The following is an 18,003-nucleotide window of genomic DNA, read 5'->3' on the forward strand; positions in this document are numbered from 1 at the left end:
CGTTGGGTTGAGTTGAAGGGTGATTCAGGACTCAGGCGGGTTGGCCACGCTCGCGGGCCAGCACCAGGAAGGCATCGATGAGGGCCGCGAGCTTCGCCTCCGCGCGCTGGCGGGCCTGGGGGAGCGGCTCGCCGGGGGCGGGCGTCTCCTTGTGCTCGAAGTAGTATTTGATTTTCGGCTCGGTGCCGGAGGGGCGCAGGGTGACGCGGCCGCCGCCCTCCAGCGCGAAGGCGACGACGTTGGACGGGGGCAGGCCGCCCTCGCCCTTCTGGTAGTCGCGCACGGCGCTCACGCGGGTGCCGCCGATGTTCGCGGGCGGCGAGGCGCGGAAGGCCTCCATGATGGCGCGGATGGTTTGCGCACCGGCGGCGCCAGGGAGCGTCACGTTGCGCTGGGCGCCCACGTGCAGGCCGAAGCGGCGCTGGATCTCCTCCAGGTACCCCAGGACGGTGGTGCCACGGGCCTCGCACCACGCGGCCAGGTCCGCCATCACCAGGGCCGCGCCCACGCCGTCCTTGTCACGCGTGGCGGTGCCCACGGTGTAGCCGAGCGCCTCCTCGTAGCCGAAGACGAACTGCGTGCCTTCCTTCGCCGTGCGCTCCAGCGCGCGGTTGGCGATCCACTTGAAGCCGGTGAGGACCTCGTCGTACGCGGCGTCCAGCCCGCGCGCGATCTCCCCCAGCTGCGTGGAGGACACGATGGTGGTGACGACGTGCGGGCGCGCACGCTTGGTGCCCTGCGTGAGGACGTAGTGGCCCAGCAGCACGCCCACCTCGTTGCCGGTGAGCATGCGCAGCTTCCCGGAGGCATCCCGCGCCATCACCGCGAGCCGGTCCGCGTCCGGATCATTGGCGAGCACCAGGTCCGCCTTCACGCGCTCCGCGGTGGCGAGCGACAGGTCCATGGCGCCCGGCTCCTCCGGGTTGGGGAAGCGCACGGTGGGGAAGCGGCCGTCGGGCTGCTGCTGCTCGGCCACCGGCGTCATGCGCGGGAAGCCCGCCTCCTTGAGCGCGAGCGCCGCCCACGCGCCGCCCACGCCGTGCATGGCGGTGTAGACGATGGACAGCGTGTCGCTGCCCTTGCGGAACAGGCGCAGGTCCAGGATGGCGCGCAGGTACGCGTTGCCCACGTCCTCCGGCAGGTCGCGCCACAGCCCCTTCGCGCGGCCTTCGGCGGGCGTGAGCAGGGGCACTTTGTTGGCGGGCTCCACCTTCGCGATGGCGTCCGCGATGCCCACGTCCTGCGGCGGGACGATTTGAGCGCCGTTGCCCCAGTAGACCTTGTAGCCGTTGTACTCGGGCGGGTTGTGGCTGGCCGTGACCATCACCGCGGCGGCGGCGTTGAGGTGCAGCACGGCGAACGCGGTGACGGGCGTGGGCACCGGCTCCGGGAAGACGTGCGCGGGGATGCCCTCCGCGGCGAACACGGCGGCGGTGTCCTCCGCCAGCTCCTTGCTCAAGCGGCGCGCGTCGCGGCCCACCACCACGCCGCGCGTGGTGACGTCCGGCACGGTGGCCTTGAGGTAGCGCGCCAGGCCCGCGGTGGTGCGGCGCACGACGGCGCGGTTCATCCGGTTGGGGCCGGCGCCCAGCACGCCGCGCAGGCCCGCGGTGCCGAACTCCAGGTCCTGCGCGAAGCGGTCCGCCAGGTCCGCCCAGTCCGACTTCGCGAGCACATTGGCCAGCTCCGCCTGGGTCTCCGGATCCGGATCCGCCTTGCGCCAGGTCTCCGCCCGCTCCCTGAGTCCGGTGGTGTCCATCGCGCGTTGCCTCGTGGTTGGAGAAGGGGCCTCTTCAGCCCTTGTAGTCGGTGAGGTGCTTGCGGCGCACCGGCCCCTTGGGGCCATCCTTGTTGTTCTGACACGCGACGCAGAACTCCGCGTAGGGCATGGCCTTGAGCCGACCCATGGGAATCTCCTCGCCGCACTCCTCGCACTCGCCGAAGGAGTCCGCGTCCTCGCGCAGCTTGCCCAGCGCCTTCACCACGCGCGCCAGCGTGCCGTCCGTGTTGCGGTTCCGGCTGGAGGCGATGGTCTGCATCATCTCGTTGAGGGGCTGCTCGTCCTCGTCGCCGCCCACGCGCGCCTCGTCGGTGCGGTTGGGCTCGATGCGCATGGGCGCCTTCCCGGTCAGCTCCGCGTGGAGCGCGAGCAACTGCTGGAGGAAGTCCTCTCGCTGCTTCGGGGTCACGGTGCGCGTCTCCGGAAGGGGTCAGTACTGCGCGGTGGAGAGCTGCCCGGTGACGATGGCCACGGACGCGGAGGCGCCCAGGCGGTTGGCGCCCGCGCGGATGAGCTTCACGGCGTCCTCCGCGGACCGCACGCCACCAGAGGCCTTCACGCCCACCTCGTCCCCTACCACCGCGCGCATCAGCTCGATGTCCTTCACCGTGGCGCCGCCGGGCCCGAAGCCGGTGGACGTCTTCACGAACGCGGCGCCCGCGGCCTTGGACAGCGCGCACGCGACGACCTTCTCCTCGTCCGTGAGGTGGCCCGTCTCCAGGATGACCTTCACGGGCAGCGGGTGGCTGGCCTCCACCACCGCGGCGATGTCCTGGTGCACGCGCTGGTAGTCGTGCGCCTTGAGCGCGCCCAGGTTGATCACCATGTCGATTTCACGCGCCCCGGCGCGGATGGCCTCGCGCGCCTCGAAGGCCTTCGCGGACGACAGCGCGGCGCCCAGCGGGAAGCCCACCACGGCGATGGGCACGGCGGACGAACCGGCCAGCACACGCGCGGCGGTGGCCACGTGGCAGCTGTTCACGCACACGGTGGCGAAGCCGTACTGCCGGGCCTCCTCCGCCACGCGCACCACGTCCTCGGCGCGCGCCTCGGGCTTGAGCAGCGTGTGGTCGATGTACTGCGCCAGGTCCGTGGCCTTGCCGAGGGTGGCCGGGTCCACGCGCGCGGTGGCGGTCTTCACACCGGGCGGACGCGGGGGCTCGGCGTTCAGCACGGCGGCGGGCGCGGGCGGCACCGCTTCCTGCTGGACCTTCCAGGCGTGCAGACGGTGACGGGCCTGGTCGACCAGCTCTTCCAGGACGGTGAAGAAGGCTTCGGCGTCGGACGGCATGCGGCGCCCCTTAGCCCACTCCCGGCCCTCGGGGAAGCGCTCGCGGGAGGACTGCGCGTCCGTCAACGCACGGGGTGCCGCGAAGGGGAGCGGGGCTGTAGAGTTCCAACCCGTGAAGGTCTTCGCGCGGCTGCTCGCACTCCTTGTCCTCCTCCTCGCGGCGCTGCCGGGCCACGCGGCGGCTCCGGCCTCCCCGGCCCTCCCCTCCCCCGCTCCCGGGCGGCTCACGGTCTACTTCCTCGACGTGGGCCAGGGAGACGCCGCGCTCATCGTGTCGCCCACGGGCAAGACGGTGCTCGTCGACGGCGGGCCTCCGGAGGCCAGCACGCGGCTGGCGGCGCGGCTGCGGGAGCTGGTGAAGGGACCGCTGGACCTGGTCATCCTCACCCACCCGCACCTGGACCACCTGGGCGGGCTGCGCTCGGCCTTGAAGGCTGTGGGCGCGAAGCGCTTCATGGACCCCGGCTTCGACCACCCGAGCGAGGCGTACCGCGACCTGCTGGACTTCGTGGGCAACGAGGTGGGCCAGGTGATGAGCCCGGAGCCCAACCCGGCCTCGCCCCAGACGCTGCTCACCGTGGGGCTGGGCGAAGGCGTGGCGCTCACGGTGCTCTGGCCGCGCGTGCCCCAGGAGGCGTTCCTCGCGGACACGCGCTCGGACGCGAACGCGAACTCCATCGTCACCAAGCTCACCTACGGGAAGACGGCGTTCCTCTTCACGGGGGACTCGGAGCCGCCCACGGAGGCGGTGCTGCTGCAGAAGCCCGTGGACCTCACGGCCACGGTGCTGAAGGTGGCGCACCACGGCGGCAAGCACTCCTCCACCGCGGCCTTCCTGGAGCGCGTGAAGCCGCAGGCGGCGGTCATCTCCTGCGGCGTGGGCAACGACTACGGCCACCCGAGCCCGGAGGTCCTGGGCCGGCTGAAAGACGTGCGCGCGCGCACCTTCCGCACCGACCAGGACGGCGAGGTGATGGCGGTGAGCGACGGCACCACCGTGACGCTGCGCTCGGCGAAGGGCGGTGCCGGGGCCGCGAGCCTGTCCGGCACCCAGCGGGCGGGGAGCCCGGTGGCGCTCGGCCCCATCGAACCCACGCCGCACGGCCGCGCTGGCCGCTCCGTGGAGAAGGAACCGGAGCCGGGCACGTCCCGGTCCCGGACGCCGGTGGAGCCCTCGGCGCCCACGGGCACGGCCGCTGCCACGGGGGAGCGCTACGTGTCCCTGAAGGGCAGCAAGGTGTTCCACCGCGAGAGCTGCTCGACCTTGAAGCGCTCGAAGAACGAGCGCACCGTCTACTCCAGCCGCGCCGACGCCCTGCGTGAGCGCCGCCCCGCCGAGGACTGTCATCCATGAAGGCCCGCATCGCGCTGGGAGTGGGGCTGCTGCTCGCCTCCCTGGCCTGTCAGCAGCAGCCGTCCGCGCCGCCCGCGCAGGCCGCCCCGGAGAAGTCGCGCTACTTCGGCGGCGCGCCGGACGGGAAGCTCCACGTGTACTTCTTCGACGTGGGCGCGGGGGACGCCGCGCTCATCGTCACGCCGCGAGGCAACACGGTGCTGGTGGACTCGGGGCCCGCGTCCGCCGAGTCGCACCTGGTGAACCGGCTGCCCGAGCTGCTGCGCCGGGAGCTGGACCTGGTGGTCCTCACGCAGCCGGATCCGAGGCACCACGGCGCGCTGGAGGCGGTGCTCAAGCGCGTGGGGGCGCGGCGGTTGATGGAGCCGCAGCTGCCCGACACGTCGAAGGCCTACGACGCGCTGCTGACGGCCGTCGGGTCGCGAGGGGTGCAGATCTTCTCGCCCGCGCCGTCCTCGTCCGCGCCCAAGGAGCTGGTCCGGCTGACGCTGGAGGACCGGGTGAACCTCACGGTGCTCTGGCCCCGCGCGCCCGCGGAGCCGCTGCTGAAGGGGGCCGCGGACGCGGAGGGGCGCAACGCGGCGAACTCCATCGTGCTGCGCCTGACGTACGACGACACGTCGGTCGTCTTCGCGGGCGGCGCGCGCGGGGAGACGGAGGCCCGGCTCCTGGAGCGCGGGCTGCTGTCCTCCGCCACGCTGCTGAAGGTCGGCTCGCCCGGCGTGGAGGGGGCGAATTCGCAGGCGTACCTGGAGGAGGTGCGGCCCCAGGCGGCGGTGATGAGCGGGGATGACGGCCTGGGGAAGAACCCGAAGGTGAAGGAGCTGCTCGCGCGGCTGCGCGGCGTGGATGCGCGGACGTTCCGCACGGACCTGAACGGCGAAGTGCACGCGGTGAGCGACGGCAAGCAGTTCGAGCTCTCGCTCCAGCGTCCCTCACCGGGGGAGCCCTCCTCCGCGCGGCGCATCTTCCCGGGGTTGGATCCGCGCCCCCCACTGGTGCGGACGGTGAAGCCCGCGCCGCCGGTGAAGCCGACGCCCACCGAGCCGCCTCCCGCCGTCCGGACGGAGCCCGCGCGAGTCGTCGAGGCGCCGCGGGACAGCGCGGCCCGCGCCAGCAACGTAATGGACGTGGATGACCTGCCCACCGCGCGCAAGGGCACGCGGACGGAAGCGCCGGAGAAGGCGGTGCGCTCGTCGTCCAGCAGGGCCTCCATGTCGGACAGTTACATGGCGAGCAAGAACAAGCAGATCTTCCACAAGGCAACCTGCCGGAGCGTGAAGCTCATCAATCCGGAGAACCTGCTCACGTGGAGCACGCGTGATGCGGCGGTGAAGTCGGGCCGCAAGCCCGCGGGAGACTGTGACCCGTGACGAAGAAGACGAAGCCCCGGTCCAGGGCCACGGTGGACCGCATCGAGGATGACGTCGCCGTGCTGGTGGTGGACGGTCAGCAGGTGACCCGCGCCCTGAGCACCCTGCCGTCCGGCGTGCGCGAAGGCGACGTCGTGGACCTGGAGACCGGAACGGTGGACACCGAAGCCACCGAGTCCCTGCGCGACGACGTCCGCGCCGCGAGGGAACGCGCGATGCGCGGCAAGAAGCCGCCCGCGGGTGACTTCGACCTCTGAGACGGAAGCGTCCTGCTCGACGTCCCGGGTCAGCCGGCCGGAACAGGACGCGGTGGGAGGGCCTGCTCACCGCGTGACGCGGAAGCAGGCCCACCTCATCCATCGACTACGGCGTGGAACCTTCCGCCGGAGCCGCGGCCTCACCACCCGCCGCGCTGCCCTGCGGAGGCGCCACGGGCTCGGCGGCCCCCGGCGCGGGAGCGGCCTGACGCGGCGCCGGAGTCGGGGCCACGGGCGGCGGCGCCTTGCCGGTCACCTTGTTGACCACGTCCGCCAGGGCGGGAGGCAGCATGCCCGCCGCCGAGAGGCCGAACAGCGCCACCACCGGCAGGACGATGAGCAGCAGCAGCACCAGCGCCACCACCTTCAGCGGGCTGCCACGGCGCGCGGGCACCACCGGACGCTTGCGCGCGGCCTTCGAGTCCAGCTGGCGCGCGTCCTCCTCCTCTTCGTCGCCGCGCGGATCCTCGCGCGTCTCGTCCTGACCGGGGTCCTCCTCGTCCGAACCGTCGCCCCGGTTGCCGGGCAGGTCCAGGTCGGAGAACAGCTCGTTGAGGGGCGCGCCGCTCGCGGCGGGGGCATCCTCCATGGGCGCCGCCGCCGCACGGCGCGGAGCGGGCGTGGCCACCGGGGCGGGCGCCTGCCGGTTGTTGCCGAAGAGCGTGCCCTCCTCCTCGTCGCCGTCGCGCTCGAACCCACCGTTGTCGTCCTCGGAGGGACCGGGCTCGTTCTCGGCGTAGAAGGGCTGCTGGGGCTCCGGCTCCCGGCGGGCGGGCGCGGCGCGCGCGGGCGGCGGGGGCGCGACGGCCACGGGCGGCGGCTCGGGCGGCGGCGGAGGCGGCTCCGGCGGCGCGGCGGGCGCGAGCAGCGCCGCCAGCTCCGGGATGTCCGAACCGCGCTTCCAGTCCGGCATGCCCTGGCGCCAGAAGAAGCTGCGCGCGCTGATGGTGCCCGCGGCCATCCACTCGGCCACGGCCGTCTCGTCCAGCGGGCCCTCCTGCTTGTTGCGCACCATCACGAACCACGGCGCCCCGGCGGTCTGGCGGGGAGGCGCGGTGCGCGTGGGCTCATCGTCCCAGGGCGTCTGGGGAGCCGACGCAGGAGGTCTGGCCAGGGGCGCAGGAGCTGCCGCGGCGGCCACCGGAGCCGGGGCGGGCGCGGGCGCGGCGGCGGCACCCCCACCTCCCGCCAACGAACGCTCCTGGGCCCGGATGCGCTCCACGTCGGCGAGCGACACCACGCGGGTGCTCTCTTCCTCGGCGGGCCCTTCCACGGTGATGACGTTCTGGCAGTTCTTGCAACGGACCTTGACCGTCTTGCCGCGGACTTTCTCGTCCGCAATGGAGTACCGCTTCTGGCAATTGTCGCAGGTGAAGTTCAAAGGGGGCGTCCGGCTCTCGGGGGAAACCGGCGGGGATGCTACCGCCAGAAATCTCCCGCGCAAACACACGGTTGACTCTGTTCTTCGGCCCATCTATTCAGCCGCCCTCTGTTTCACTCCAGGCTCTACGAGGGTGGCGCATGCCGGCGAAGGATCTCGGGACCAAGCACAGCTGCTACAAGTGCGGGACGAAGTTCTACGACATGAAGAAGCCGGACCCCATCTGCCCCAAGTGCGGGGCGGATCAGCGGGAGAACGTGGTCGCCAAGCCCGCCGAGGGCCGGCGTGGCCGCCTGGCCGCGGCTCCGAAGGTCATCGAGCCCGAGCCCGAGGAGACGCCCGCCGTCGAGGACGACGAGGAGAGCCTCGAGACCTTCGGCGATGACGAGGACGCCGAGGAGGCGCCCGCCGCCGAGGACGACGACATCTAGGGTCGTACCCAGGGTTGAAGGTTTCAGGGCCCCCCGAGCTGCTCGGGCGGGCCCTTTCGCCGTTTCCCGCCGCCCGCTCTCCGGGGCCGGGAACAGCCTCCCCGGAGCGGGGACCCCCTCTGGAAGGGGCCCGCACCGCTCCGGGACGTCACCTCAGGTGCCGCTCAGACGCTCGTGCGACGACACCAGCGACAGCTCGGTGAGCGCGCTCTGGATCTTCTCGTAGAGGTTGGGCCCCATCTCCTGCATGCCCACCGGACGGGCGCCCTTGCGGCGGGCTCCCAGCGGCAGGCGCTCAACCTCTGCGGACAACGTGGGTTGCTTCCTGGCCTGATGCATGACGAGTCCCCCTCGCGGAAGTGTTGGCTTCCCTGAAAGCAATTTTGCCACCAAGACAGAAGTCTGAACAGGGGGCGTGCTTCCCGGCACTTATACGGAACCCCGGACCGACGCTTTCGTTCCATGGGCTCCGCACGCGACAGTCATGTCAGGGGCGCCCTACCTTCCCGAGCCGACCTGACGCAGCGCTTCCACGCCCCAGGTCTGATCGACCTGCACGGTCTCCCCCGCACGGACGGTGACGGTGCGGGAGGTTTCCGGCAGCCGGTCGTGCCAGAAGACGAGCGTGTGGGCCCCTTCGGGGACGCGCATCCGGAAGCGCCCGTCCGGGGCGGTGGTGGTGAAGTACGGGTGGTTGAAGGTGCGGACCACCGCGCGCATCCACGGGTGCACGTCGCAGCGGACCTGGACGGTGCCCGGTTCGGCGGGCAGCGGGCGGCGCAGGGTCATGCCCTCCAGGGGCATGGCCACGTTGAAGACCGAACGGTTCGTCCCGGCCTGGGCGCGCACGTTGTGCACCAGCGGGTCGGAGTTGCGCAGCAGCAGCTCGCCGCCGGCCATCGCCGCGAGCGCGGGGGGCTCGTAGTGGCACTGCTTCTGGTCCAGCACCGGCGGGGCCGCGGGCGTCTCCGGGGCGGGCAGCCCCGCGCCGTCCTGGAGTGAGACGACGGCGTGGGCCAGGGCGCCCTCGCCTCCCACCACGAGCGAGCGGTCCTCCGCCTGGTCGCCGCACACGCTGGCGACGGTGGCGGAGGTCGGTGCGCTGGAGGGCTGGGGAGGGGTCCCGGTGAGGAGCACCCGGCCCTCGATTTCGCCCCACTTCACCGGCCCGGTGGGGCGCGGCGCGACGGCGGTGGGAGGAGGCGTGGCCGAGGGAGTCGGTGGGGGTGGCGCTTCGCGGCAGGCCGCGGCGAGGAGGAGCGCGGGGGCCAGGAGGGGGCGGAGGCGGAGGCTGGACACGGGGCCTCGTCTAACGGGTGCGTGAAGCGGATTCAAACGCTCAAGGGGCAGGCGGGGAACATAGGGATGGACGCCTCCCCATTTACGCGTTGGAACCCCAGCACCCTTGTTGGTACAAGAGCCGAGCCGCGCGTCGGTGCGGCCGTGTGGGAGGCAGCAACTTGCGGGAGAAACTGAAGGCCTTGGCGGAGCTGCAGAAGGTGGACCTCGAGGTCGCCTCGCTCCGGAAGGCGGCGGACGTGCATCCCCGCCAGATTTCCGAGCTGGAGCGGGAGCTGGGGGTCGCGCGCAATGGCATCGAAGCCGAGCGGACACGCGTGGCCGACCTGGAGAAGCAGAAGGCCCTGCTCGAGCAGAACATCACGGACGAGAAGGACAAGGTGAAGAAGTGGGAGCAGCGCCTGTCCGACCAGCGCTCCACGCGTGAGTACTCGGCGCTCGCTCGCGAAATCGACATCGCGAAGAAGGGCATCCTCACCCAATCCGAGGCGCTCACGGAGAAGGTGAAGGAGCTGGGCCAGGCTCGCGAGGCCATCAAGGGCAAGGAGGCGGACTACGCCACCAGGCAGCAGGGCCTGTCGGGCCGGATGACGGACCTGCGCGGGAAGCTGGGCGAGTCCGAGTCCCAGGTGAAGGAGCTGGAGGGGCGCCGCGCGGAAGTCGCCGCGAACGTGGATGCCACCCTGCTCCGCCGCTACGAGGTCATCCGCAAGAAGAAGCTGCCCGCGATGGTGGGCGTGGTGGCCGGCACCTGCCAGGGCTGCAACATGAACCTGCCCCCGCAGATGTACAACATGCTGCGCACCTCGCTGGGCACCGACGTGTGCCCCTCGTGCAACCGCATCATCTTCGCCATCGAAGCGCTGCAGGAGAAGCCCGCCGAGAAGTAACGGCGGTGCCTGCTTCGCTCCCTTCGCCCATGCCGCCCCCTTCGCTCGTCGACGTCCTCCGTCACATCGCCCGTGAGGAGCCGCTGACGGCGACGGTGCGCGCCTTTCGCGGGCTCACCCGCGAGCACCTGGGCCAGCTGCTGGACGAAGCCGCAGAGCAGCTGGGCGGCGGTCCGCGCGAGGCCGAGGCTCCCGATTCGGAGCCCGCCCCGATGGCGGAGCCCGTCTCCACTGTTCCCAGCATCGAGGCCGTGGGCCCGGCGGCGGGTGGAGCGTTGAACCGCGTGCGCGTCTATTCGGACGGAGCGGCGCGAGGCAACCCGGGCCCCGCCGGCGCGGGAGCGGTGCTGATGAACACCGAGGGCGCGGTGGTGGCGCGCCTGGGCAAGTTCCTGGGGCACCAGACGAACAACTACGCCGAGTACATGGGCTTGCTCATCGGCCTGCAGCACGCGAAGAGCCTGGGAGCCCGCGAGGTGGAGGTGTTCGCGGACAGCGAGCTGCTCATCCGTCAGCTGGGTGGGCGCTACCAGGTGAAGAGCCCCACGCTGAAGCCCTTGTTCCTGGAGGCGCAGAAGCTGCTCGCGACCTTCGGCAAGGTGAAGCTCGCCCACGTTCCCCGCGCGCAGAACGCGGAGGCGGACGAGATGAGCAACCGCGCCATCGACGAGCGGATGTAGCCCGGAGCGCGGGCGCTACTCCTCGTCGCCGAAGTAGTCCAGGTCCAACCTCTTCACCGTGTACGTGGCGACCTCGGTCACTCCGACGCCACTGTCGATCATCAACTTGGCGAGTTCACCGCCGTCGATGAGGACGATCTTCTTCTCGATGTGCTTCACGTAGTCGCGAGCCTCGCGGCTGAAGTCCGAAGTCGTGATGAGCACGCCCTTGCGAGCGCGTTGTCCTTCAAGGCTGCCGGCGAACGCCTGGACCACGGGGCGGCCCACGGTGTTGTTCCACCGCTTCGCCTGGATGTAGACGACGTCGAGCCCCAGGCGGTCTTCCTTGATGATGCCGTCGATGCCCTCGTCGCCGCTCTGGCCAACGGCCTGCCCCGCGTCCTTGCGGGAGCCGCCGTAGCCCATGGCGACGAGGAGATCGACGACCAGCTTCTCGAAGAACCGGGGGTCGCAGGCCTTGATGCGCTCCAGCAGCTCTTCCGCGAGGCGGCGGCGCAGCTCCTGGTAGCTCTCTTCGAGGATCTCTTCCGGAGTCTCGTTGGAGACAGGAAGCTCTGCCGACGACGGCCCGGCGTCCGGAGCGTCGTGCTTGAGGGCGGCGAAGGCGTTGTACTCGGGAAACTGCTCCAGGAACTTCATGTCGACGCGCGTCGGCTTGCCCTGAAGGACCTGCCGGCCACGCGGGGTGATGCGGAAGCGCCCGCGTCCGTTGGCTTCAACGAGGCCAGCCTTCTGCAAGTAGGTCTTCGCCCAACCGACGCGGTTGTGGAGCCGCCGCTGGCGGCCACTGGGGAGCAGTTCATTGCGCTCCTCCTCGGTGGCCTTGAACTCCACGGCGACGGCCTCCACTGCTTCGCCAAGCGTGTGGTCCTTGCCGTCTTGGGTGAGCCGAAGGACCGGGAGCATTGCGCTCTGGAAGTCAGGGATGGGCATGGTCAGGCGACCTTGGCATCGCGGCGCCGCTTCGAGCGCGGGCGAGGTTCGTTGTCGCCAGGTTTGTCTCGTTCTGCTCGGATCCGCTGGAGAAGTGCTGAAGCGGGCTCGTCGGAGGGCTCTTGGGGCACAAGCTCGCCCCGGAATGCATGCTGAAGGATGGTTGATTCGAGCACAGCAATGCGCGAAGTCGCTGAGGTAACCTCGTGCGACATGCGTTCGAGTGCAGCCATTGCTGCGCCGATTCGGCGGCTAATCTGTTCCTGCTCAGCTAGTGGTGGGAGCGGCAGTGGCGCAGACTCGATGTCATTTCCGCTGATATGCGGGAGCTGAGTCCCAGTTGCCTGATCTCGAATATGTGACTTGAAATGATCGCTATTCAGATACGCCAGCAAGAAGTCTTCATAAATCGCGTTGCCGAGTCGGAATCGACCGACACGCTGGAGCAGCAGACTCGGCACGTCTTTGGAGGTCAAACGCGCGATTTTCAACCCAGCAGAGACGAATGGACGATCCATCGCAATAACCAGATCGCCTGCTCGGAGCTCATATTCGGAAAACTCTCGCCTTCTCTCCTCGGAGAGATGCACAGTGTCTTCCCATCGAGTTGCCCCAGGGACAATGTTGGTTCCTCGAAGCAATCGAATACCTTGAGCGCTGAACCACGAACTCTTGAAGGCGTATCCAGGTTGGAGTTCTGCAACTCGAGCAACTGACGTAAGCTCCCACGTTGAGGGCAGATCATCGAATTTCGCGCCTGCTGCTCTCGCCTGGGCAATGGCCTGACGTGATACCCTCCGTTTTGTGCTTCTAGCTTCACGCGCTAACAGAGTCGAGACGGGCTCTACTTCGGGGTTTTGCTCGCGCCAATCTCGCGTCAGGTCGCCTCGGAACGCAGCTGCGAGCACTGACTGTCGGAATCTCTCGATCAGCGCTGGGATAGAGGCCAGGGCCTGCTTCGCGTGACGGCTACGGGCCAGGAGGGCGTCGAGCTTGGCGACGATGCGGCGCTGTTCATTGATGGGGGGAAGAGGAACCTCCAGCGACCTACAGTCTGATACGGCCACATTGTGCTGTCCGACGGTCGCCTTCGAGAATTTCGAGGCCCAAGCTTCAGCCTCATGACTGAGGAAGTTCGCCAAATACCGATTATCAATGGCTTCTGAACGGGCGCGGAAGGCAACAATGGCCTGATTGAAGTTCCACTCGGGGAAAGTGTCGGGCAGTACCGAGACCTTGCCGAGCGGTGGGCCGACGATGTTCATAAGAACATCCCCTGGCATAGCTCGTGACCGTCGTAGGAGCGTCTCGTGGGTCTCTCTTGAGACAAACGTCGGATCCCTGGTGAAGTCGAGCGAACCGTCGAAGGTGAGGTTGTAAACCTTCACGAAGGGCACATCGCCCCTGGTCGCCATAAGGTGCGCCTTCGGGGTTGAGCCATTCGGAATCGACACGCAGACATCGGAAGCCTTGGCGTACACCCAGCCAACAGGTAGCTCGGACTTCATGAGGCTTCACCCGCAAGCACCCTTTGCAATACCTCGATCCCACCTATTGCAGTCTGAAGCTGCTCTCGAATCTCGGCGGCGATGGCCTCCGGCTCGGCCGCATCATCGCCCTGGCTGAGTCCTTCATTCTTGAGCCAGAGTACGTCAAGGTTGTCGCCTCGGGCTTTGATGTCCTCGCGACTGAACTTCCGAAAGCGACCTTCAGGGCCTTGGTCCTTGCGCCTGCTCTTGCCGTGAGCATCGTCGCCGAACACCTTCTCGAAATCAGTAAAGTGCTCGCGTAGGAACGGGGTCCGTTTCCCATAGGAGGGGGCATTGGTCCGCATGTCGTAGAACCAGACGGCTTTCGTGTTGCCCTTGTCTGTTTGGCCACGGGTAAAGAACAGCACGTTGGTCTTCACCCCCTGCGCGTAGAAGATGCCGGTCGGCAGTCGCAGGACCGTGTGCAGGTCGCATTTATCCATCAGGTCAGCACGGATCTCTTGGCCGACGTTTTCCTCGAAGAGCACATTGTCCGGAACGACAACAGCTGCGCGACCACCGGGCTTCAGGCCCCGGTAGACGTGCTCCAGGAACGCAAGCTGCTTGTTCGAAGTCGGGAATGTGAAGTCATCGCGCTCGGGCTTGCCGCCACCCTTCTTGGTCCCGAACGGCGGGTTCGTGATGATGATGTCAGCCTTCGGGAGGTCGCGCCCGACCGGCGAGAGCGTGTCGCCGAGAATCAGCTCCCCCTCCAAGTCGTGCAGGGCCATGTTCATCAGCGCCAGACGACGGGTTTCAGGAACCAACTCCACGCCGTAGAAGGCCTGCCTGCGCTGGAACGCTTGCTGCTTCTCCGTGAGGTCGAAGTAGTTGTCTGTCTGTGAGCGGACGTGCCGGTCGGCAGCGATGAGAAACCCGCCCGTTCCCGCTGCAGGGTCCTGCACGGTCTCACCGGGCTGAGGCTTCACCACGGCGATGATCGCGTCCACCAGAGGCCGAGGCGTAAAGTACTGCCCCGCCCCGGACTTCACCTCCGTGGCGTTCTTCTCCAGGAGCCCTTCGTAGAGGTCGCCGAGGTTCTCGCGGTCCACCCCGTACCAATCGAGCGCATCCAGGGCCTTTACGAGCGCGTTCAAGTTCTTCGGATGCCTCAGCGATGTACTGGCGTCCGCATAGATGTCCTGAACGCGCCTGTCATGATGAGTACCAAGCTTGAGGAGCATCTCCCGATAGAATTGGAGCTGATCCATCCCCTCACGCTTGACTAGGTCATCCCAGCGGTAGCCCTTGGGAAGCTGTTCCTCTCGCTTCTTCTCCTTCGCCATCTTCAGGAACAGCACGAAGGCCAGCTCGGCGACGTACTGGTGGTAGGTCACCCCGTCTTCGCGGAGGAGGGAGCAGAGGTTCCAGAGCTTCTGTACGAGTTCGTTCGCGTTGGTGTTCATCCGGTTGCCTTGCCACCTTGTTGCCAGAGAGCGTCGTTCAGGTCAGCAAGGACCTGCTCCAAGCGGCCCTCGAAGACCTTGTTGAAGTACGTGAAGCCACCACTGGCCCCGAACTGGCCCTGGTCGAAGGCGTCCTTGTCCACGACGGACTCGACCTTGAGCTGCTTGGCGATCCGCTCCAGCCACTTCCGCTGCGGTGGCGTCCAGGCCTTCGCTTCCAGCACCTTGCGCAAGGCACGGTCCACACGCTCGGAGTACGGGACCAGCGCCTCTCCCAGTGCCCGCTGGCGGATGAAACCGATGATGGAGGCCGTGATGTCCTGGTTGGTCGTCTCCCTCCATGCCGTCTGGAGCGAAGTCTCGTTGTAGCCCGCCCGGTCGAGCGCCAGCTTCAGCTCCTTGAGTTGCTGGCGCGTCAGCTCACGCGGCCGCTGGCAGACCACCATCAGCGCCGGGAGCACGTTCTGGTTGTTCCGGATAAAGGTCCCGAAGTCGTTCAGGTAATCACCGGGCCTGACACGCCCCGCGCCGTAGCCCCGCTCCACGGACTTCAGCGAGTCCGCGTGATGACTGACGTAGATGGGCGGCACGGGCCCCGTGGTCGTATCGAGCACCTCGCCCACCTGCTTGTGGGCTGAGAACCAGGCCGCGACCTCGGCCGAGGACTTCCTCCGGAGGAAGAGCAACAGGTCACCGACGGGCATTCCGGCTGCGGCCTCGAAGTGGTCGGCGGACTTCTGCTCGATGGACTGCCGCTTGCGCTGGAGCTTGACCACGAACTGGTCAATCACCTGCCGCTGGGCCTCTGCATCCTTGAGGCTCAGGACCTCCTGGGCGAGCTGCACGAACGTGAAGGACGGATTCACGACGACCGGCTTCATCGACGTGAAGGGCTTCAGGGCCGCATAGAGGTCCACGGCGTCGAAGACGCGGAAGACCTCCTTGCCGATGTCGTCACATCGGCGCGTCCCCCGGCCCAGCATCTGCTCGTAGAGGATGCGGCTCTTCACCCGCCGCAAGAACACGAGGTTCACGATAGGCGGCACGTCGATGCCCGTCGTAAGCAGGTCCACGGTGACGGCGAATCTCGGCTGCTTCTCGTTCTTGAAACGGCGGATGAGCTGAAGCGGCTTGTCCGAGCTGCCGGTGATCTTCATCACCGCGTCATCGTCCACGCCCCCGTACTGCGCATCCAACGCCTTCTTCAATGCCGCGACCACGATGTCCGCGTGATGGTCCGTGGCGCAGAAGATGAGGGTCTTGCCCTCCGCGGCAGGATCAATCTGACGCGCCAACTCCTCGCAGATGACACGGTTGAAGTTCTCCGTGACGACCCGGGTGTTGAACGCATCCACGTCGAAGGACAGTTCGTCCGGCATGTGAACGAGATCAAACTTCTGGGCCTGGACGTTCCACGTCGCGGCCTGCTCGCCGGCGGCCCAGCGGATGCCACCTTCGGACAGCTCGGTGGTGATGCGAACCGGTGGCTCATGGTCCACGAGCCAGCCGTCGATGACCGCCTCCGGGTAGCTGTACGTGAACACCGGCTCGCCGAAAATCTGCGTGGTGTGCAGGGCCGGTGTCGCCGTGAGTCCAATCTTCACCGCGTCGAAGTGGTCGAGGACGCGGCGATACGTGCTGATGTAGTCGTCCTGACTCCGGAAGCTCAGCTCCGTGTCGCTCATCTCCCGGTCGAGGGTGTAGCCGCGGTGGCACTCGTCCACGACGATGCAGTCGTAGTCGTCCACCTTCGGCCGCTCGCCGTCGTCGCTGTAGAGGGTCCGCTTCACCATCCCCTGCACCGTGGCGAAGTGGAGCTTGGTCTCAGGGTCCGGCCGGATGTCCTCCATGCCCTTCACGTTGAAGATGTCCGTGAAGGTCTGAAGTCCCTCCAGACGCGCGTGCTTGAAGGCGTTGATGGCCTGCTCGCCGAGGGCACTGCGATCCACGAGGAAGAGTACGCGGCGGAAGCGCCGGGTCTTCACGAGCCGGTACACGAGTCCGATGAACGTCCTCGTCTTGCCCGTGCCCGTGGCCATAGCGATGAGGCAGTCACGGCGACCGTCCGCCAATGCGGCCTCGACGGCGTGAATCGCCTTGAGCTGGTAGTCGCGCAGGCCGAGGTACTCGGTCGGTTCCACGCGCAGCGCCGCTTCGGACGACTCCTTGTCCTGCTGGAGCAAGCCCTTCAGGCCTTCTGGTGAGTACCAGTCGACGAGGGCTCGGGAATGGTTGGTAGGACGCCGCGCATCGAGGAAGTGGATCCCACTCTTCAACTCCAGCTGGCGCAGGTACGGCCTGCCGTTCGTCGCGAAGAGGAAGGGCACCTGGTATTTGCCCCAGGGTCCACCTGGAAGGACCTCGTCGCCCTGGTGCCGATAGCCCTCGCTGTACCGCTTCGCTTGCTGAATGGCGCCCGGCACGTCCTTGCTCCGGCGCTTCGCTTCCACCACGGCCAGGACCTCCAGACCGGCGAAGAGGACGTAGTCCGCAGGACCGCTCGCGGTGGGCCACTCCGCGATGGCCAGGTTGCGGCCACGCTGCGGCCGGACGCCCGCCGCGAAGGTGAGGGTCTGCGAGTCGGCCTCCCAGCTCACCTGACGAAGCTGCGCGTCGATCAGCTTGCGCGTGTCGGTCTCGTCCAGGTCCAGGTCCGCACCGGCGGACTGGGCGTGTTGGACCAGGAGGTCCAGTTGCTTGGAAGGCATCGCCTCCGCCTTGACCTGTGCAGCGTCGAGCCCGGCGCGGAGCTTCGCCTCGGCCTCCCCGGCGAGCGACTGCCAGAGTTCGCGCTCCTCGGCATCCTTGCGGGCCCTCTCCTCTGCCGAAAGACGCCGCCGGGCTTCCTCGGCTGCCGCGGCCAGGGAGGCTTCGGCACCCAGCTTCGCCTGCGCCAGTTGGCTTCGAAGTCGTTCCAGCTCCTGCGCGAGCGCCTTGCTCTCCTGCGCTGGATCAGGGGGCGGGATGAACGGCCCAGGGTTGAAGTTGCGCTCCTTGCTGAAGGTCCGGTGGAACCAGATGGCCAGCACCCGGGCAATCTTCAGCCCGTGGAGCGCTTCACTGTGCGTTCCCCGGACCTCATGCGCGGCGGCGTTCCCGGCTCGCCGAAGCCCATGGAAGACCTGCCGGACCTCGACGGTCAGCGCGCCGCGCGAGTCCAGTGCACGGATGAGATCCACCTGGTTCTGGTCCGGTGAAGCGAGCAGGCCAAGGTTCGCGGCGGCTCGCTGGGCGAGGACCTCCGCGAACTGCCGGAGCTTCATCAGGCAGGTGGTCGGATCTTCGGCGAAGTAACGCTCTGCCTGAGCCCCTAGCGCGACGAGCAACGGGTCGTGGGTACTCAGGAAATCGAAGTTCGCGGAGCGCGGCTGGGGAGCAGGCACCTCACAACTCTACCGA

At 68.3% G+C, this 18,003-nt stretch carries 16 protein-coding genes; 6 read left to right on the forward strand and 10 right to left on the reverse strand.

Annotation, left to right across the window (positions count from 1 at the left end):
* Positions 1–31 precede the first annotated feature (31 nt).
* Genes AABA78_RS05900 through deoC form a run of 3 tightly spaced genes read right to left on the reverse strand, consistent with a single transcriptional unit; the run spans position 32 to position 3,071 of the window.
* Positions 32–1,759 (reverse strand): phospho-sugar mutase, encoded by a 1,728-nt coding sequence (locus AABA78_RS05900; RefSeq protein ID WP_338262000.1) that lies wholly within the window; start codon positions 1,757–1,759, stop codon positions 32–34.
* A 34-nt stretch (positions 1,760–1,793) separates the two neighbouring features.
* Entirely contained in the window at positions 1,794–2,189 is a 396-nt protein-coding gene (locus AABA78_RS05905; RefSeq protein ID WP_171416631.1) for a TraR/DksA C4-type zinc finger protein, read from the reverse strand.
* A 21-nt stretch (positions 2,190–2,210) separates the two neighbouring features.
* A complete protein-coding gene (gene deoC, locus AABA78_RS05910) occupies positions 2,211–3,071 on the reverse strand; it encodes a deoxyribose-phosphate aldolase (protein ID WP_338262001.1) in 861 nt (286 codons plus the stop codon).
* A gap of 112 nt (positions 3,072–3,183) precedes the next feature.
* On the opposite strand from deoC, the gene AABA78_RS05915 reads away from it, so the two are divergent.
* Genes AABA78_RS05915 through AABA78_RS05925 form a run of 3 tightly spaced genes read left to right on the forward strand, consistent with a single transcriptional unit; the run spans position 3,184 to position 6,055 of the window.
* Positions 3,184–4,425 carry a ComEC/Rec2 family competence protein gene (locus AABA78_RS05915; RefSeq protein WP_338262002.1) on the forward strand — a complete coding sequence of 414 codons (1,242 nt, stop codon included), beginning with the start codon at positions 3,184–3,186 and terminating at the stop codon, positions 4,423–4,425.
* Complete coding sequence (locus AABA78_RS05920; protein WP_338262003.1) at positions 4,422–5,798, forward strand: ComEC/Rec2 family competence protein; 1,377 nt, start codon at positions 4,422–4,424, stop codon at positions 5,796–5,798. The genes AABA78_RS05915 and AABA78_RS05920 overlap by 4 nt, the downstream gene beginning before the upstream one ends.
* Positions 5,795–6,055: a DUF3006 domain-containing protein gene (locus tag AABA78_RS05925; protein ID WP_338262004.1), complete on the forward strand. Its 261-nt coding sequence runs from the start codon at positions 5,795–5,797 to the stop codon at positions 6,053–6,055. Before AABA78_RS05920 ends, AABA78_RS05925 begins: the two co-directional genes overlap by 4 nt.
* Before the next feature lie 106 nt (positions 6,056–6,161).
* On the opposite strand, the gene AABA78_RS05930 is transcribed toward AABA78_RS05925, so the two are convergent.
* Positions 6,162–7,436, reverse strand: coding sequence for a GYF domain-containing protein (locus AABA78_RS05930; protein WP_338262005.1), 1,275 nt, complete (start codon positions 7,434–7,436; stop codon positions 6,162–6,164).
* A gap of 140 nt (positions 7,437–7,576) precedes the next feature.
* On the opposite strand from AABA78_RS05930, the gene AABA78_RS05935 reads away from it, so the two are divergent.
* Positions 7,577–7,867, forward strand: coding sequence for a TIGR02300 family protein (locus AABA78_RS05935; RefSeq protein ID WP_338262006.1), 291 nt, complete (start codon positions 7,577–7,579; stop codon positions 7,865–7,867).
* A 153-nt stretch (positions 7,868–8,020) separates the two neighbouring features.
* On the opposite strand, the gene AABA78_RS05940 is transcribed toward AABA78_RS05935, so the two are convergent.
* Positions 8,021–8,179: a hypothetical protein gene (locus AABA78_RS05940; protein WP_158617183.1), complete on the reverse strand. Its 159-nt coding sequence runs from the start codon at positions 8,177–8,179 to the stop codon at positions 8,021–8,023.
* Positions 8,180–8,365: 186 nt separating this feature from the next.
* On the reverse strand, positions 8,366–9,166 hold the full coding sequence (locus AABA78_RS05945) for a carboxypeptidase regulatory-like domain-containing protein (protein ID WP_338262007.1): 801 nt from the start codon (positions 9,164–9,166) through the stop codon (positions 8,366–8,368).
* A 161-nt stretch (positions 9,167–9,327) separates the two neighbouring features.
* Between AABA78_RS05945 and AABA78_RS05950 the strand changes: the two genes are divergently transcribed.
* Both AABA78_RS05950 and AABA78_RS05955 read left to right on the forward strand, forming a co-directional pair.
* Positions 9,328–10,056 (forward strand): zinc ribbon domain-containing protein, encoded by a 729-nt coding sequence (locus tag AABA78_RS05950; RefSeq protein WP_338262008.1) that lies wholly within the window; start codon positions 9,328–9,330, stop codon positions 10,054–10,056.
* Between the two features lie 29 nt (positions 10,057–10,085).
* The gene (locus tag AABA78_RS05955; protein WP_338262379.1) at positions 10,086–10,736 is read left to right on the forward strand and encodes a ribonuclease HI family protein; all 651 of its coding nucleotides are present in this window, start codon (positions 10,086–10,088) and stop codon (positions 10,734–10,736) included.
* Between the two features lie 15 nt (positions 10,737–10,751).
* On the opposite strand, the gene AABA78_RS05960 is transcribed toward AABA78_RS05955, so the two are convergent.
* The 4 genes from AABA78_RS05960 to hsdR are packed head-to-tail and all read right to left on the reverse strand — an operon-like array spanning position 10,752 to position 17,987.
* Entirely contained in the window at positions 10,752–11,669 is a 918-nt protein-coding gene (locus AABA78_RS05960) for a restriction endonuclease (protein ID WP_338262009.1), read from the reverse strand.
* Between the two features lie 2 nt (positions 11,670–11,671).
* Positions 11,672–13,177, reverse strand: coding sequence for a restriction endonuclease subunit S (locus tag AABA78_RS05965; RefSeq protein ID WP_338262010.1), 1,506 nt, complete (start codon positions 13,175–13,177; stop codon positions 11,672–11,674).
* The gene (locus tag AABA78_RS05970; protein ID WP_338262011.1) at positions 13,174–14,604 is read right to left on the reverse strand and encodes a class I SAM-dependent DNA methyltransferase; all 1,431 of its coding nucleotides are present in this window, start codon (positions 14,602–14,604) and stop codon (positions 13,174–13,176) included. Before AABA78_RS05970 ends, AABA78_RS05965 begins: the two co-directional genes overlap by 4 nt.
* The gene (hsdR, locus tag AABA78_RS05975) at positions 14,601–17,987 is read right to left on the reverse strand and encodes a type I restriction-modification system endonuclease (protein WP_338262012.1); all 3,387 of its coding nucleotides are present in this window, start codon (positions 17,985–17,987) and stop codon (positions 14,601–14,603) included. The genes AABA78_RS05970 and hsdR overlap by 4 nt, the downstream gene beginning before the upstream one ends.
* Positions 17,988–18,003 lie beyond the last annotated feature (16 nt).

It is taken from the genome of Corallococcus caeni (assembly GCF_036245865.1).
Lineage (GTDB): Bacteria > Myxococcota > Myxococcia > Myxococcales > Myxococcaceae > Corallococcus > Corallococcus caeni.

What these genes read in the sequence shown, in the direction of transcription:
- AABA78_RS05955 (WP_338262379.1), top strand. Translation starts at nt 10,086, where the DNA reads ATGCCGCCCCCTTCGCTCGTCGACGTCCTCCGTCACATCGCCCGTGAG.
- AABA78_RS05965 (WP_338262010.1), bottom strand. Translation starts at nt 13,177, where the DNA reads ATGAAGTCCGAGCTACCTGTTGGCTGGGTGTACGCCAAGGCTTCCGAT.
- AABA78_RS05970 (WP_338262011.1), bottom strand. Translation starts at nt 14,604, where the DNA reads ATGAACACCAACGCGAACGAACTCGTACAGAAGCTCTGGAACCTCTGC.
- AABA78_RS05900 (WP_338262000.1), bottom strand. Translation starts at nt 1,759, where the DNA reads ATGGACACCACCGGACTCAGGGAGCGGGCGGAGACCTGGCGCAAGGCG.
- AABA78_RS05920 (WP_338262003.1), top strand. Translation starts at nt 4,422, where the DNA reads ATGAAGGCCCGCATCGCGCTGGGAGTGGGGCTGCTGCTCGCCTCCCTG.
- AABA78_RS05960 (WP_338262009.1), bottom strand. Translation starts at nt 11,669, where the DNA reads ATGCCCATCCCTGACTTCCAGAGCGCAATGCTCCCGGTCCTTCGGCTC.
- deoC (WP_338262001.1), bottom strand. Translation starts at nt 3,071, where the DNA reads ATGCCGTCCGACGCCGAAGCCTTCTTCACCGTCCTGGAAGAGCTGGTC.
- AABA78_RS05935 (WP_338262006.1), top strand. Translation starts at nt 7,577, where the DNA reads ATGCCGGCGAAGGATCTCGGGACCAAGCACAGCTGCTACAAGTGCGGG.